Source organism: Paenibacillus sp. fava2 (assembly GCF_058313675.1).
This window is the reverse complement of record NZ_CM177755.1, coordinates 590,557-606,768: the sequence shown is the minus strand read 5'-3', so window position 1 is coordinate 606,768 and position 16,212 is coordinate 590,557. Positions and strand designations below refer to the sequence as shown.

The 16,212-nt window shown below is 53.8% G+C and carries 15 protein-coding genes; 4 read left to right on the top strand and 11 right to left on the bottom strand.

What is annotated here, in order from left to right; genetic code table 11:
• Positions 1-21: 21 nt before the first annotated feature.
• Complete coding sequence (locus AC4G46_RS02825) at positions 22-1,185, bottom strand: glucose-1-phosphate adenylyltransferase (RefSeq protein ID WP_491126601.1); 1,164 nt, start codon at positions 1,183-1,185, stop codon at positions 22-24.
• A 443-nt stretch (positions 1,186-1,628) separates the two neighbouring features.
• Here AC4G46_RS02825 and AC4G46_RS02820 point away from each other — a divergent pair, with 443 nt between their 5' ends.
• From AC4G46_RS02820 to AC4G46_RS02810, 3 genes are all read left to right on the top strand, one after another.
• Positions 1,629-2,315 (top strand): response regulator transcription factor, encoded by a 687-nt coding sequence (locus AC4G46_RS02820; protein WP_068723197.1) that lies wholly within the window; start codon positions 1,629-1,631, stop codon positions 2,313-2,315.
• Positions 2,312-3,844 carry a sensor histidine kinase gene (locus AC4G46_RS02815; RefSeq protein WP_491126600.1) on the top strand — a complete coding sequence of 511 codons (1,533 nt, stop codon included), beginning with the start codon at positions 2,312-2,314 and terminating at the stop codon, positions 3,842-3,844. The genes AC4G46_RS02820 and AC4G46_RS02815 overlap by 4 nt, the downstream gene beginning before the upstream one ends.
• Positions 3,845-3,905: 61 nt before the next feature.
• The gene (locus tag AC4G46_RS02810; protein WP_491126599.1) at positions 3,906-4,472 is read left to right on the top strand and encodes an FAD-dependent oxidoreductase; all 567 of its coding nucleotides are present in this window, start codon (positions 3,906-3,908) and stop codon (positions 4,470-4,472) included.
• Positions 4,473-4,600: 128 nt separating this feature from the next.
• Here AC4G46_RS02810 and AC4G46_RS02805 read toward each other — a convergent pair whose 3' ends face one another.
• From AC4G46_RS02805 to AC4G46_RS02765, 9 genes are all read right to left on the bottom strand, one after another.
• Positions 4,601-5,584: a glycosyltransferase family 2 protein gene (locus AC4G46_RS02805; protein WP_491126598.1), complete on the bottom strand. Its 984-nt coding sequence runs from the start codon at positions 5,582-5,584 to the stop codon at positions 4,601-4,603.
• A gap of 28 nt (positions 5,585-5,612) precedes the next feature.
• Positions 5,613-7,817 (bottom strand): glycosyltransferase family 39 protein, encoded by a 2,205-nt coding sequence (locus AC4G46_RS02800; RefSeq protein ID WP_491126597.1) that lies wholly within the window; start codon positions 7,815-7,817, stop codon positions 5,613-5,615.
• Positions 7,818-8,382: 565 nt separating this feature from the next.
• Positions 8,383-9,204 carry a phosphotransferase family protein gene (locus tag AC4G46_RS02795; RefSeq protein WP_491126596.1) on the bottom strand — a complete coding sequence of 274 codons (822 nt, stop codon included), beginning with the start codon at positions 9,202-9,204 and terminating at the stop codon, positions 8,383-8,385.
• A gap of 15 nt (positions 9,205-9,219) precedes the next feature.
• Positions 9,220-9,516, bottom strand: coding sequence for an antibiotic biosynthesis monooxygenase family protein (locus tag AC4G46_RS02790; RefSeq protein ID WP_491126595.1), 297 nt, complete (start codon positions 9,514-9,516; stop codon positions 9,220-9,222).
• A 37-nt stretch (positions 9,517-9,553) separates the two neighbouring features.
• Entirely contained in the window at positions 9,554-10,180 is a 627-nt protein-coding gene (locus tag AC4G46_RS02785; RefSeq protein ID WP_491126594.1) for a hypothetical protein, read from the bottom strand.
• A gap of 154 nt (positions 10,181-10,334) precedes the next feature.
• A complete protein-coding gene (locus AC4G46_RS02780; RefSeq protein ID WP_491126593.1) occupies positions 10,335-11,438 on the bottom strand; it encodes a GerAB/ArcD/ProY family transporter in 1,104 nt (367 codons plus the stop codon).
• 234 nt (positions 11,439-11,672) lie between these two features.
• Positions 11,673-12,830 (bottom strand): Ger(x)C family spore germination protein, encoded by a 1,158-nt coding sequence (locus tag AC4G46_RS02775; protein WP_491126592.1) that lies wholly within the window; start codon positions 12,828-12,830, stop codon positions 11,673-11,675.
• Positions 12,827-14,377 carry a spore germination protein gene (locus AC4G46_RS02770; protein ID WP_491126591.1) on the bottom strand — a complete coding sequence of 517 codons (1,551 nt, stop codon included), beginning with the start codon at positions 14,375-14,377 and terminating at the stop codon, positions 12,827-12,829. The genes AC4G46_RS02775 and AC4G46_RS02770 overlap by 4 nt, the downstream gene beginning before the upstream one ends.
• Before the next feature lie 126 nt (positions 14,378-14,503).
• Positions 14,504-15,016, bottom strand: a complete 513-nt coding sequence (locus tag AC4G46_RS02765) for a DUF2569 domain-containing protein (protein WP_491126590.1) — start codon at positions 15,014-15,016, stop codon at positions 14,504-14,506.
• A 74-nt stretch (positions 15,017-15,090) separates the two neighbouring features.
• Between AC4G46_RS02765 and AC4G46_RS02760 the strand changes: the two genes are divergently transcribed.
• A complete protein-coding gene (locus AC4G46_RS02760) occupies positions 15,091-15,432 on the top strand; it encodes an MGMT family protein (RefSeq protein ID WP_491126589.1) in 342 nt (113 codons plus the stop codon).
• Here AC4G46_RS02760 and AC4G46_RS02755 read toward each other — a convergent pair.
• On the bottom strand, positions 15,408-16,109 hold the full coding sequence (locus AC4G46_RS02755; RefSeq protein ID WP_491126588.1) for a DUF1361 domain-containing protein: 702 nt from the start codon (positions 16,107-16,109) through the stop codon (positions 15,408-15,410). The genes AC4G46_RS02760 and AC4G46_RS02755 overlap by 25 nt on opposite strands.
• Between the last annotated feature and the right edge of the window lie 103 nt (positions 16,110-16,212).

The window sequence follows — 16,212 nt, the reverse complement described above, 5'->3', positions numbered from 1 at the left end:
CGCGGTCACCGTCCTCTAAAATTATATGGTTTTGGCTGCAACTGTTTTGCGCTTTTTGCTACGATTGTCGATCAGCAGAATCTCATCCTCATTCTCCCGGTCATTGCCGATCTCCATATAATCTTCGATCACTGTATTTTCGCTTATGATTGCTTTATGAATTCTTACATTCTTGCCGATCTTCACCTTGGGCATAATAACAGAGTCGGTAATGACGCTGCCTTCGCCCACTTCCACGCCGTAGAACAGCACCGAATGCTTCACTTCCCCGCGCACAATGCAGCCCTCGTTAATGATGCAGCTCGATACTTTGGCTTCCGGAGCCACATATTGTGCCGGCTGGTTCGGGTTGCGGGTAAAAATCCGCCAGTTCGGATCATTCAGATTCAGCGGCGGATGGTCGCTCAAGAGATCCATGTTGGCTTCCCAGAGGCTGGTTACCGTACCAACGTCTCTCCAGTAGCCTTCAAAAGGATATGCAAACAGGGAATTGCTGTCTGCCAGCATCAGCGGGATAATGTCCTTCCCGAAATCATGCGAGGAATCCGGCTTCTCGCCATCCTCCAGCAGATGCTTGCGCAGAACCTCCCATTTAAAAATATATACACCCATTGATGCCAGTGTGCTCTTAGGCTGAGCGGGTTTTTCTTCAAATTCGTATATTTTCAGGTCTTCATCGGTATTGAGGATGCCGAAACGGCTTGCCTCTTCCAGAGAAACGTCAATGACGGAGATTGTGCAGTCCGCATTTCTTGATTTGTGATACTGCAGCATGGCGTTGTAATCCATCTTGTAGATATGGTCGCCGGACAGAATAAGCACATGCTCCGGATCAAACTGGTCTACAAACTTCAGATTACGGTAAATGGCATCAGCCGTACCCCGGTACCAGCTGCTTCCGTTCTCCCGTTCATGCGGCGGCAATACGAATACACCGCCGTCCTTACGGTTCAAATCCCAGTCACCGCCTACTCCAATGTATGAATGCAGGACAAGCGGCTCATATTGCGTCAGCACGCCAACCGTATCGATTCCTGAATTCGAGCAGTTACTCAGCGGGAAATCAATAATCCGGTAGGTTCCTCCAAAATACACAGCGGGCTTGGCGAGCGATTTGGTCAAGCCCTTCAGCCTTTTCCCTTGGCCTCCCGCCAATAGCATAGCTACCATTTCTTTTTTCTTCATGGAAGAGCCTCCTTGACATATGGGTAATAAAAAATGAAATAAATGAGGTTTATGTGAATCTGATTCCAAAAAGAAGTGTACCCAAAAGAAGTAAAATGAAAAGAAAGGTGCCTGATAGGATATTTGATAAGATGACGAACGGGGAAAACAAAAGGATATGTACCACGCTGCCGGAACGCTGGAAATTTCTTTAATCCTCCGGTTAGGTATCCTTATTGTAAAGTGTTCTAGGCCCGCCGTCAAAACCCTTTTTACACCCTGAAAAAGTTAAAATTCCCGCTAATTCCCTTCAAGAATTTACATTTACAGCCTGTATACATAGATTAACCATTATGATTAACCATGAACGACATTTTCGAATCGCCTTGGCAGAGTTTTCAGCAAACGTTCAACCTCATGTGTCATACTATAGCTATCTCTTATTGTAAATGGAGGAAATAATGATGAAAGCAACCCAGGGCGTACGCCTCCTGCTCGTTGACGACGAGCCTCATATACTCCAGTTTCTGGAACTGGGACTCTGCAATGAAGGCTTTGAAGTAAAAACTGCACCGGACGGCGCAAGCGCCATCGCCATTGCTGCGGATTTCAAGCCGCATGTGGCGATTCTTGATGTGATGATGCCCGGGATGGACGGGTTCGAGGTGTGCCGCTATCTCCGTTCGGAAGAAACGGAAATTGCCGTCATTATGCTGACGGCCAAAGACGAGGTGGATGACCGGGTTAAGGGCCTGTCCATCGGCGCAGATGATTACATGGTTAAGCCGTTCAGCTTCGATGAGCTGCTGGCCCGGATTCAGGCACGGCTGCGCAACCAGTTCCCCGGCCTGCTCGGTGAAGTCCGCTGCGGCCCGTTCCGGATCGACGGCAGACGCAAGGAAATCCGGTTCAGGGACGAAGTGCTTGAGCTCTCCCCGACTGAATATGAGCTGCTGCAGTACCTGGTGATTAACCACGGCCTGGTGCTGAGCAAACCGATGATTCTGGACAAGGTATGGGGCTATGACTTCGGCGGTGAGGAAAATATCGTCGAGGTCTATATCCGTTCCCTCCGCGAGAAGCTGGGCGATAAGGAGCACCGGATTATCCGTACACTGCGCGGCGCCGGTTACCGGGTGGACCTGTTATGATAACGCGTCTGCCCCGCTTCCTGCGCAGGCTGCACGCCCCGCGTTCCCTGCGCAAACAGCTGCTGGCAACCTCGCTGCTCATTCTTTCCGGCCTCCTGCTGCTCATCGGAGTGCTGCAGTATGTGCTGATGCGCAACTTTATTTACAGCAACCGGGCTGAAACGATGGAGGCCCAGCTGCGGTCTGTGCCGCGTGATTTTTTTTACCGGCTTATTTACGGGGATTTCACGAATCCCCTAAGCGGCATCGGCAGCATGCCGGGCAACAGCCCGTCAGGCCAGCGCAACGGTGAGGGCGGACGCCCGCTGCTGCTTGATGCGCATACGACCATTGCCGCATACAGCTCGGACGGCACCTTTACGGATTTGCAGAAGGATACGCTGTCCGAATCTGCGGCTCCGAGGCTAACCGATGAGCAATATAATGAACTGCTCATCCACACGACAGATAAAGCGACTGGAGGCTACAGGCTTATTACGGCCTCGGACGGCAGCCAGCATCTCGCGGTTTTCATGGATCTGGGCCGGCCGGGAAGCAATAAAATCCTGCTGCAGATGAGTGTCGAGACCGGACCGCTGCGGGATGTGATTCTGCAGCAGCTGATGATCTTCGCCGTGCTTGCTGTAGTCGCTCTGCTGGCCGGCTTGTTCCTCTATCTGCCCGCACTGCGCAAGACACTGGTCCCGCTGTCCAATATGGGGGAAGCCGCCCAGAGCATAGATGCCGGTAATCTGGATGTCCGTTTTCCGGTTAACCAGGGGCAGATGGAGATCGACAAGCTCTCCCACTCCTTCAACGGAATGCTGGAGCGGCTGGAAATCTCCTTCCGGGGTGAGCGCGAGGCCAAGGAGCAGATGCGGCGGTTCGCAGCCGACGCCTCGCATGAGCTGCGCACCCCGCTCACCTCGATCCACGGCTTCCTGGAGGTACTGCTGCGCGGGGCTGCGGACAATAAAGAGCAGCTTTACAATGCGCTGAACAGCATGCACGGGGAATCCAGGCGGATCAACAAGCTGGTGGAGGATCTGCTGCTGCTGGCGCGGATGGACGGCGCACCCCAGCTCAGGGTCAAAGAGCTGCTGCTGGATGAGATTATTGAGGAGATGCAGCCGCAGCTGCTGGTCCTGGCAGGCAGCCGCCGGGTCACCTTCGACTGTTCCAGGGGCATCCGCGGAAAGTATGACCCTGACAAAATCAAGCAGGTCGTGCTCAACCTGTTTCATAATGCCGTGCAGCATACGGATAGCGAGCAAGGCACTATCCACATTGCCCTGCATGCCCGAAACAATGAAGCAGAGTTTGCTGTGAGCGACAACGGCTCGGGGATTTCAGCCGAGCATCTGCCGCATGTCTTCGACCGCTTCTACCGCAGCGACTCCTCGCGTACGCGCAAATACGGCGGATCCGGCCTCGGCTTATCCATCACGAAATCGCTTGTAGAAGCACACGGCGGAGAGATCAGTGCGGAGAGCGTCTCCGGTAAAGGGACTACCTTCAGGATCACTCTGCCCTGTCTGGCAGGCTGGTAGCTTATAAGCCGTAATTAACGTTATAATAGTAAGCATACTTAACTTTCAGGAGGTTAACGCTATGTATGAAGTTGCTATTATCGGAGCCGGCCCTGCCGGTGCAAGCGCCGCCCTGTTCACTGCCAAGGCGGGCAAAAAAACGCTGTTGATTGACAATGACAAAGGCATGACCCGCAGAGGCTGGTATGAGAATTATTATGGAATTGCCGAAATAGGCGGTCCCGACCTGGTTGAAACCGGCCATAAGCAGGCGGTCAAATTTGGAGCAGAGCTGGTTGCCGATCAAGCCGTTAACCTTACAGCCGGCGGTGAAGGCATTACGATTGAAACCGAAAGTGGTGCTACTTACGAAGCGAAGCATGTTATCCTGGCAACTGGCGTGCTGACTGATCTTGCCGCCAAAGCAGGAGTAGAAACGAAGGACGGCACTGAGCCAAGAATCAAAACCGTAGTAGCCGTTAACGCAGAGGGAAAAACCAACGTAGACGGCATCTGGGCCGCCGGAACGGTTGCCGGTGTCAGCGTACACGCCATCATCACTGCCGGTGACGGTGCAAAGGTCGCCATCAACATCATCAGCGAGCTGAACGGCGCAAGATATGTGGACCACGATTTGCTGAAGGCTTAGTAGTACGAGGCAAGCCTATACTATACAGCTCAGTAATTCAGAGCAGCAAAAAGCTATCCCGGTGGATTGGCCTGAGGCCATATCTGCCGGGATAGCTTTTTTCGTAACGGAGAGGTCACTCTCCCTATTCACTTGTTGAGTTGGGCCACTCTAGGCTCCTGAACAGCCTGCTGCGCCCTGCCCTCATAGAAATCCTGCACAATGTACAGCGGACGGCCCTTGGTCTCATCATAAATCCGCCCGACATACTCGCCGAGAATACCCAGCATGATCAGCACGAATCCGTTGAACGTTAAGGTAATGCCGATCATTGACGCCCAGCCTTTAACGGCCTCATCCGTAAAGAGCGCCAGGTACAGCACATACATAAGGTACAGAAATCCGCTGGCTGAGAGCAGCCCTCCGAGATACCCTGCCAGCTTCAGCGGCTTGTATGAAAAGGAGGTGATGCCGTCCAGCGACAGCTTGATCATCCGCTTCAGCGGATATTTGGTCTCACCGGCCAGCCGCTCATCCCGCTCATATTCTATCGCCTTCTGCCGGAAGCCGACCCAGCTGACCAGGCCGCGGACAAACCGGTTTTTCTCCGGCAGCCGTTTCAGCTCTTCGCATACCTTGCGGTCAATCAGCCGGAAGTCGCCTGTGTCAACCGGGATAGAGATGTCGGTGGAATAGCGGAGGATCCGGTAAAAGGCGCTGGCCGTCCATTTTTTGAATAAGGATTCGCCGTTACGCTTGATGCGCTTGGCATATACGACCTCGTAGCCTTTTTTCCATTCCTCGGTCATCGTCAGAATCAGTTCCGGCGGGTCCTGCAAATCGGCATCAATAATGATAACTGCATCGCCCAGCGAATAGTCCATGCCGGCTGTAATGGCAATCTGATGCCCGAAATTGCGCGAAAGGTCGATCAGCTTCACACTCTCGTCCCAGTAGCTGTATTCCTCCACCATCTGTGCACAATGATCTGTACTGCCGTCATTTACGAACAGCAGCTCATAGGACTCGCCTGTTGTACCCATTACTTTTTTGATCCGCCGGTAGGTTTCCTGAATCACGGCTTCTTCATTGTACATCGGTATAATGACGGAATAGCGCACGTTGATACTCATGGGCAGCTCCTCCTTAAAATAAATATGCTTAGTTTAAATGGACCTCATACAGGGTTCCGCCGGCTCCGCCCGTCACGGTTCCCTGCCAGTCGGCTGACGGCACCTCTGTGCCATTTTCCGTAATCCAGCTTGTAATCTCGGAATTACCGCCCCGTCCTCCGCCCATACCGCCGCTGGTAACGAGGAAATATTTCACCTTGCCGCTTTCCACCAGTGCCTGCAGTGTCTCAGTCGTGTAAGGTACATCCGAGTTGTTGAAGCCGTTCAGAATAACTACTTTTTCACCTTCGTCGATAATATAAGGGCCTGCTGTCCCGTAATCCATGGCTGCGAATAGATATTCTTCACCGGTATTATGCTCCTTCAGATAAGCCAGCAGCTCCCCGTTCACTCCGGTGCTGGCATTTCGTCCGCCGCCTCCTCCAAAGCCGCCGCTGTCACTGCTGTCAGGACCTGCGGCCGGAGTCATGCTGTTAAGCCCGTATGTGATCGGTGTAAACGCCCAGTACAGCGGACCGATCAGCAGCACCAGCAGCCCGGCTACAGCCACGGCATGGACAAGGGCTGGCTTCCCCCGGCCTTTTAGAATCCGCAGCACAATTAGAAGCAAGGCTGCTGTAATTCCGGCTGCCAGAACTCCGGTTGACCAGCCGCTGCCGATGGTGCTGTCATACGGACGAATAATGTACCACTGAAAGACTGCAGTAGCCGGAACAGCTGCCGGAAGCAGCCAGGGCAGCCAGCCGGAACGCTCTTTATAGTAGTGCCAGAGCTTGAACCAGCCTGCTCCGGCCAGCGCCGCAACCGGCGGCGCCATCATGATCAGGTAATACTGGTGAAAGAATCCGGCGATACTGAAGAATCCCATCACCGGAACCAGCCAGGCCAGCCAGAACAGGGCTTCTTTGTGCTGCATCGTAAAATGCCTGCGGCGCAGACTGGCAAAAATGCCGATTACGCCGAATAAAACAAAGGGCAGCAGCCAGCTGGCTTGGCCGGACAGCTCCTGCTGGAACAGCCGCAGCGGACCGGCTGTGCCGGTGTTAAACATGCCGCCACCGCCGCCGTTCATGCCGCCACCGCCGCCGTCAGCGCCCCCGAACTGCCGGCTTCCGCCGTCAGGCCGGGTTCCCGGCATCCCGCCGTCCTCCGCGCCTTGGCCTCCGTCCTCCGCACCCGTACCCTGCTGGCCTCGGGATGCCGCTCCATCGTCACCGCTGCGCGCTCCGCCGCCTGTACCCTGCTGGCCGCGGACGCCATCGTCACCGCCCTGTCCCTGGCCGTCAGGGCTGCCCTGCCCGCCGGCCCCATCCATAGCGGGCATCTCACCATTCATGCCCTGCATTCCGCCGCCAAAGGCCGGCATCTCACCGTTCATGCCCGGCATCTGGCCTCCGCCGAAGCTGCCGCCACCCGGCATGCCGCTGCCGCCCCCTGTGCTGCGGTCCCCCGTCAGACGGGATACCCCGTTATACCCGAAGGCCAGATTAAGCACCGAGTTGGTGCCGCTGCTGCCCATATACGGCCGTTTATCCGCCGGAATCGAGTCAACGATAACCGCCCAGGATAGCGAAACTACCAGCAGCACTGCGGTGCAGGCGGCCAGCACACCGGTTTTTTTCTTCCAGTTGACCTTGGCGGCCAGAATATAGAACAGATAAAAAGCCGGCACAACCATATAGGCCTGCAGCATCTTCTCGTTGAAGGCCACCCCGATCAGTCCGAAGGCGGTGAGGAGACTGCCTGTTTTATGCTGTCTGGTCCCTTTGAACAAAAACCAGGCTGCCAGCAGCAGGGTAAACACCAGCATGGCATCAATGTTGTTCGTGCGGCTGACTGCCGCTGCAACAGGCGTTGTAGCCATCGCCAGCGCGGCGAGGCGGGCCGCTGTTCTGCCGAAGCTTGGCTTGACCAGCAGGTAGACCAGCAGTACCGAGCCTACGCCGGCCAAGGCTTGAGGCAGAATAACACTCCAGCCGTGCAGTCCGAAGACCCAGGCGCTGAGCGTCTGAATCCAGAACGTCACCGGCGGCTTATCCACGGTTACGGAACCCGCAGAATCCAGCGAAGCAAAGAAGAAATTGTGGAAGCTCTGGAGCATGCTTCCGACTGCAGTGGTGTAATACGTATTTACATAATGATCATTCCAGATCCCGAATCCGTAAAGAAAGGCTGCCAGCAGCAGAATAAACAGCAGTACCACGTCAGTGCCGATTTTTTTAACATCATTCAAGTTGTTCCACTCCCATCTTTCAATAGAACCTCATTCGGCAGCGCTCTCTCCCCAGTGTCAAGCATTGCATAGTCGTATTATTGCACCCGTACCTTAATCGCCAATGAGGCCAAGCTGAAAGTTTGCTGAACGTTTTTGGGCTGAGCCAAGGTCATTTAACGGGCCGGTCCGCCATTCCCCGGGGGCACAAAGTACGCCTTAATATGATGCTGGCTCAGGCACTTGGCCGGTCATCTATAAGCAATTAAATCACCGGCTACAGCGGATGACCGGCAGGTTAACGCGCCAGATACCTCATCCCGTAACGGACTCAAATGCGCTTATTTTCAGCAAAACCGTTCTTTAATCATCCTAACGGACACCAGCGACCTTATATGCCCGTATTCGGAGCAAAAAAGGGGACTGGAGAGAAAATAAGAGCACTGAGGTCCGTTAGCGGTTCATGGTTCATGACTCATGATTTCACACAAAAAAGCCAGCCAGAAGCTCTGGCTGACCGGATTATCATATAATTCCCTTTACACATTGCAGTCACACGGTATAACACCCTTCTCTTAGAAAAGTGCTAGGACTTCCGGATGGATCTGAGACGCCTGCGGATTTCTTTGGCCAGCTGCTCCTTCTCTGCGGCCGGAACCCCTTCGATTAGCCTCGCTGCCGCTACAGGCAGCACCCAGGCATTGATCTCGGCATAGCTGCGGCCCGACAAGCGGAGGTATTCGCGGATATAGACCTTCGTAAGCTTCTGCCTGATGAAGCCGGTGACCACCCGTGCGGCGAATGAGCTCCCCGGAGGCATCGCCCCCATGCTGAACAGCAGCACTGATCTTGCGGCATCCGCCGCAGGATTTCCGGAAATGCCGTTCATCCAGTCGATAATCCAGGCACCGTCGGCATCAATAAGCACATTATCAGGATGGAAGTCGCCGTGACACAGCCTGCCGCCTTCAGGCAGCCGCTGCAGATGTTCCAGAACAGCCGTTTTCTCCTCCATGGTCAGCATGGGTGCGGCTACAATCTGTCTGTGCAGCTGCTCCTTATGCTGACCGAGCTCCGGGCTGCCCTCCAGCTGATGCAGCTGATAATGCAGGGCGGCCAGCTGCTTGGCATACACGGACAAACGCCAGGGCTGTCCGCTGATCTGGCCCAGCAGGGAGCGCCCGTGAATCTGCTGAAAGACAATTCCCCTGCGCCCTTCTGCTTCAATAAGCCCGACAGGCTTGGGAGTGCGGACACTGTCCTGGTTATAAACATATGAGCTTACCCTGAATTCCTGCTCCACTGCTGCCGGAGAAAAATCCTCCAGATAAAGCTTAACAATTGTGTTATCCCCGTGCTCAAATACTTCTGCAGTCCGGCCTGCGCCTACCCGCCGGTTATACTCCATAGCCTTTCCTCCCGTTTAGTCCAGATTCACACTGGTGAAATGCTCTACTGCCGGGAACGGGTCGTAATATCTGTGAAGCAGGGCCTTCCATTCCTGGTACTGGGCTGATTCCCTGAATCCTACCGTATGATCTTCGAGTGCCCGCCACTTTACAAGCAGCAGATATTTATGGTCATCCTCCAGACAGTGCTGGAGCTCATGTCCCAGATAGCCATCAATGGAGGCAATCAGCGGAGAGGCCTTGGTGAAGCTGGCTTCAAACTCCGCGGTATGCCCCGGTTTAATCTGCAGCATGGCCGCTTCCAATATCATCTGGCTTCCTCCTTCTACCCCTTACTGTAAACAAACCTTAAGCTTCAAGCGCATCGCGGAAAAACTCATGATAAAAATTGATAATCACCAGCAGCACCGCCAGAGATTCATTGACACTGCCCACCTCAAGCGCATGATTGGCGTCATCAATCCGGTACACCCTGATATTCGGCAGTCCGCTGATTTCGGCAGGATGCTGCCCGCTGAACATCGGGTCGCTGCCGCCATAGATAACACTCCCCCGGCTTTTGCGGATCCAGGGTACCGTTTCGGCGATGGGAGTCAGGTACAGGTGAGCCGTCTTCTGCTGCACACCCAGCTCTGCCGCCACCCGTCCGGCAATGACGGTCCCCATGCTTTTGCTGATGAACAGCAGCTGCTCGTATTCGGCAACCGCGCCCAGTGCCGCTTTGCATTCCTCTACGACTATATCCAGCTCTTCCCGCTTGAATCCCGCCCGAGCGCTCTGATAGCCGTATTCCAGAATCAGCAGATCACAGCCGTGCTCAGCAGCCACCTTGCCTGCATAGTCCAGCAGGGAGCGTTCGGCTGAATAGTTCTGGCCCGGAAAAACAACAGCCAGCGCCTTGGAGCCCTGGGCCGCATACTTATGTCTGACCTCTCTGCCCCAATGGGAGGACATCATGATACTCGAAACACTCATAAGCTTCCTCCTTGTTAAACGTAAAACTCACTCCGCCGGCAAAGGCGTTTTCTCTGTCTCTCATTATAACGATCTTCAGCAACGCTTGGAAATAACAAAAAACCTCCCGCCGGCGATAAGCGGAAAATCAGGCAACAGGTGCTTTATCATTTTATCATGGTGAAGGCTCCTCGCCCGCCCCGGCCCTGCGCACCGTTATTTCAGCGGTAAGCCACAGCAGCAGCGGAATGAACAACTGAAAGGGTAGTGCATACACTTTATAAATATGATAGGCAAAATACTGCATCTGCGTAATATCTTGATAGATGAAATCCGCCATGTAAACCATAATCAGCCCCATCTGCAGGACTACAGAGCGGTAGCTTACCAGATTGAAGACTCTGGAAATACCCTGGCAGCTTACATACAGGCAAAGGCTTGCTTTTATGAACAATGAGGCTATAAAAATTATGGCAGACGAGCCCTCGATCCGGGTCAGAAAATCTCCGACATTGATCCGGCTGACCGCCACATAGGAGGGGAAATAGAGCGAGGACAGAATTTCCGGGCCAAGTACAAGCAGATTCCGCACAGAAACGCCGGTAATGATCACTCCTGCAATGACTACCCCGCTGATTAGCACCCGTGCCGCCGAACCCTTTCGCGGAAGAGCCGAGAAAGCTCCCAGGAACACCACAATCTCCGCGAACGGAAACGTAAAGGAGCCTGCCACATCCGAGAATACGGGTCCCCAGCCGCTGTCCAGCAGGGGCTTCAAATGCTGATATTCATACTTGGGGATAGAGAGCAGCTGGACAACAACAATTACGGCAAACGTGAACAGCAGCAGAAATTTTGAGCTTCGTCCGACTACCTCCATACCTGCATTCACCACCCAGATACAGAGCAGGCCGATAATCAGCATCGGAGCCAGCATCGGAGTGGATGTCAGGACCACTGTCTTGCTGAATTCCCCGAAATTGCGCAGTACCAGGGAGCCCAGGTGAAGGGTATACCAGATATACAAACAGGAGAACACCCGTCCTATGACTCTCCCGAAGACGGAAATGAGCATATCGAACAGATTTTTCCCCGGAAAAAGCGTATGGAGCCGTGCATAAATCAGCATCAGAGGGATCGCAAGCAGCACAGACAGAATAATCGCAATCCAGCTGCTGTTGCCCGATTCGCCTGAAGTACCCATAAACAGCGAGCTGCCGATGATGAACATTATGATTATACTGATGGATTGTCCCCCTGGTATAATCTCCTTGCTCATGCATACCCCTCCTTTCTGCGGACCCTTAGAATAACTGTTTTATAAAATGGACAATCGGCGGTGAAGGACTGGGAATCTCCCAATGCATCGCCAGGCTGAAAGCCAGCACGAAGGAGATCAGGCACAGCACAGAGCACATGTAAAAATCCCGCTTTTTTCCCTGCTTAAACAGGCCATAAGGGTCTAACCACACAATAAATGCGTAAATCAGTACAATGTAGACGGGCACGGTCATTAATCTCCTAACTTGATTGTTCTCGAAGATTTGGCTGTACTCTGAATGATTACCTTTGAAGTGACCTTCACATCGAGCTCCTTGAATTCCTCAGGCCAGCTCTCCTCCAGCTTGTGCCAGCTTTGCGGCATAGCTTCATGCACAGCCTTACCGAAGCCGAAAATATCCGCCTGATATTCCCGCTGCAGCTTGCGGATGACAGAGAGAATGTTACGCTGCACTTGTGCGCTTGCCCGGTTCTCAATGGCCTCAAGGCTCTCATTTCCGGTCAGTCGGGCCGTGCTCATTACTTCATCAAGTCCGGTATGGGTGAGCGTATGCACCTGGATCTGAAGCTTGCCGTTTACCCAGACAGGCTTAACCTTTGTCCGGTTTGATAAAATCTCCAGCGAATAGGTGGGCCTGCCGCGCTCATTGTCTATTGTCAGCACCCCGCCCTTCACATGATTTTTGGCAAAAAGAGCATATTGGGTTTCAATTCCGTCCAGCTTGCCGACCATCCGGTCCTCTACAAACACCGCAGCCCCGTTAACACGTCCGTTCTTCTGCCCGTTCATCTCGCTGATGTTTATCAGCGGGGCAATCGCATTTTTCCCGGGAGTCTCCAGCTTGTCGATAAAATCCCAGATCTCCACAACCGGCGCCGTGCCCGTAAACGGCTCATCCTTCATCATCTGCGCCAGCTCAAAGGACATGATCGTCTTTGTCGTGTTGTTCAGATTAAGCACCTCACGGGCATTTTTTTCGCCTGCTACAAAGATGAACACATCAGCCCGGGTCTCCGTATCCCTGCTGTACCAGTCAATAACCTTTACCAGCCCCTCACGGGCCAGCTCCTCGCTGATGATAATGACCTTGGCATGGCTCCAGAACAGCTTCCGGCCGGTCAGCGAAATCATAGAGCGGGCAATACTGAAAATGGTATCGCCGGTCAGGCTCAGCATTTTGAAGCCGGTCTGGTTATCCTGCAGCCCGCCCTGCGTATCAACCATCTCTACGGTCATCTGGATGTTGTTGTCCGCTTTATTCTTATCAAGGGCTACACCGGCCACAATGGACATATCATCGATCTCCGAATAATTCCAGCAGCCGGTCAGGCTGAAGAGCATCACGGCGGCCAGCAGGGCAGAAGCTGTTCTGACGGCAGTTCTGCTCATCTTCTTCCCCGCTTCCGCTGCGGAGCCTTACGCTTCATATTGCGGGCCCCGATCACCGCCGGGCGCAGGTACATATCCCACCAGGGTGCACGCACTGCCGTGTCTTTGATATCCTGAGGCCGGATTGAGCCTACCCCGAGCATGTAGGGAACGCCGAAGGAGCGCAGGCTCATCAGATGGATGACCAGCCCGAGCAGCCCGAAGAAATAGCCGAAGAGGCCGAACAAAAAGGCGCTGAGCAGCAGGATGATCCTGACGATAATCAAAGGCCCGGTAAGCCTTGGGTTAAGCAGGGTTGTGATTCCGGTCAGCCCTACGACAATAACCATCGGAGCGCTGACAATCCGCGCGTCCACCGCAGCCTGGCCCAGCACCAGCGCACCCACAATGCTGACCGCCTGCCCGATGGAATTGGGAATTCTCGCTCCCGCCTCACGAAGAATCTCAAAGATCGTCAGCATGAGCACCGCTTCAACTACAGTGGGAAACGGTACAGACAAACGCGCGGCCGCGATACTCAACAGCAGCAGGGTCGGTACCATCTCCTGGCTGTAGGTGACCAGTGCCAGATAAACGGCAGGAATACTGATCGACAGAAACGCGCCGAGAACTCTGAGCAGCCGGTTAAACGTGGCGAAAAAATAACTGATATAGTAATCCTCGCTGGCCTGGAAGTTTTCCACGAAAACATAAGGCAGGGTCAGGGCGAACGGGCTTCCGTCGATCAGAACAGCAATGCGTCCCTCCATTATTTTGCCGACAACGGAATCCGGGCGCTCTGTGCTTCCGATCATTTCAAAGGGGGAGTACGGCTCATCGCGGATTAATTCGGCCAGGTAGCCTGTATCCAGCAGATGGTCGATCTCCACACGGGCCAGCCGGCCCTGCAGCTCCCTCAGGATATCGGGCGAGGCCAGGCTCTCCATATAGCAGATGCAGGTCTGGGTCTTTGTTCGGGTGCCAATGTCGGTAAAAACAAATTTGAGGTCGGAGTTCTGCACCCGGTGGCGGATCAGGGTCAAATTGGTCAGGAGCGACTCATTAAAGCCGTCCCGGGGACCGCGCACCGCCTTTTCGGTCATAGGCTCTTCTATAGAACGGGTCTCCCGGCTCTGGGCGTTAATATTCAGTGAACCGGCATAGCCATCCAGCAAAAAGACGGTTTTGCCGCTGACAATTGCACCGATCAGCTCATCCAGCTGCACCGAGACTGTCACATCGCTGATATGGATCACCCGGGTGCGGATCAGCTCCATCAGACTCTCAGGGTTCACACAGTCCCTGTCCGGGAACTCGTAGGTTATGACCGGCCTCATTACCCCGTTCTGGAGCAGCTCCCGGTCGACCATTCCGTCAGCGTAGATCAATGCGCAGCGGATGCGCTTGTCACGGTCATTCTCAATCACCCGTATTCTAAGCGTGCCGTCATTACGGAAGATCCTCCGGAACAGCGCCAGCGTATCTTCCATAGAACGGCTTAGAGGCTGGGAGGAATCAATCTTCGCGGCAGAATGCCCGCTGTCCTCCGTAGTTCCCGCTTTCGTCACAGCCGTCACTCCTGTCTATTCTTTTGATCTGATTATCCCCCGCCTCCTGCAGTCCTATTCGTATATCCGTTTGCCGGGACAGCAAAAAAAGCCGCAGCTGCGGCTTTCTACTGGCTTTTATATCGGTTAATTAACAAAGGTATTACGCACTCTCTTAGAGCGCAAAATGTAAGCAGTCCAGATGAGGCCGTTTACCAGACCCCGGGCAATATTCTGCAGCAGATTGCCGCTTGCCGCGAGCTCTGACGACTGCGGGATGCCCGCAACCAGCACAGTGATGACGACCTGCAGCAGCAGGCCGATGATATAGTAAAAAATCAGCCAGCGCGGAAAAACCGCCCGTTTGTTGTACAGCAGAGTGAGCAGATAAACAGAAGCTAACAGCAAAATAATATTGGCGCTCACTTCAAAAATCAGCACCAGCTTCCAAGATGCATGATAATCTGCCGAAGCAGGCGAGGTCAGGGCATACCAGCCCTCACTTCCGAGGGTGTTAGTAAAGAAATCGTAGATCAGTACAAACGATCTGATAAACGTAACATAAAGACCGATCTGGATAAGCACCAGCCAGCCGCCAAGCCCTTTCGGATGGTCCGGTGACAGACCCATTCCTTTTTTACCGGGGATAAGTGTTCCCAAAACAAGCACATCCTCTGTTATAATCTGGTTTATATCATCCGTTAGGCAAGTCCACTGACGTTTAAGGAGAACCTATGACACCATTTACAGCAAACGTTATAGCCGTCATCCAAGCCATCCCCGAGGGAAAGGTTATGACCTACGGAGGCGTAGCCAAGGCTGCCGGAAGCCCCAGAGCGGCCAGACAGGTGGTGCGGATTCTTCATTCCATGAGCCGGAAGTATAAGCTGCCGTGGCACAGGGTCATTAACGCCAAGGGCCGGATTGCCCTGGATGATGAATCCGGATCAGTCCAGAAGCTGTACCTGTCAGGCGAGGGCGTAGCCTTTGAGCCGGACGGGGCCATCAATCTGGAGCTGTACCTGTACGTACCGGATGCTGACCCGGAGGATTATTTCCTGCCTCCTCTGGAGTAGCCTCTCCCGCCGCTGCTGGCCAGCCCGTTCAGCAAAAAGTACAGCGTGGCATAGATCACTAGCAGTACAACCGCAACGAACACGCTGAAGAACAGCGACTGCCGGTTTAAGCTGTCATTAACCAGCTGAATCAGCTGGTGCCGGTCTGTAAGCACATCCCAGCTGTTCAGCCGGTAGACCCGGCCGAGCAGCACCCCGTAGCCGCCAAGCGCACAGGCGGCAAGTACAAAAATCCAGGAGAAGAACAGATTGCTCTTGCGGGTGATGACACTCTGAAACTGGTACAGCGAGAAGAAGCCTGTCAGCCAGCCGCTCCAGGTGAACAGCAGCAGGGTGACCAGATCATACCAGAACCGGCTCTGTACTTCTCCGCTGACGATATAAATGCTTTTACGTGCGGTCAGATGCAGCAGGTCTGTCATCAGATACGGCGCGTTCGGAAAAAACAGCAGCCAGGCGATCCCGAGCGGCAGCAGCAGCATGCTGCTGAACCTCTGTTTATCCAGTACATATGCGGCGCTCGAGAACAAAAAAGGAATCCAGGCCAGGAAGAGGTTCCACAGTAAAAAATCAAAGTATGTATCGGTCCGCAGCGAAACCACCCGGTACACCCCTAAAGTTGCCAGGGACAGCCCGGCCAACAGCACAAACACTTTCGTATAATTCAGTTCCTTCATCAGGGAATATTCTCCTTATCCGTAAGAATGGAACAACCATACTAAATATAACAGCCCGGGCGTCTGGATGCACCCGGGCTGTTATATATTTATATTTGCTGTG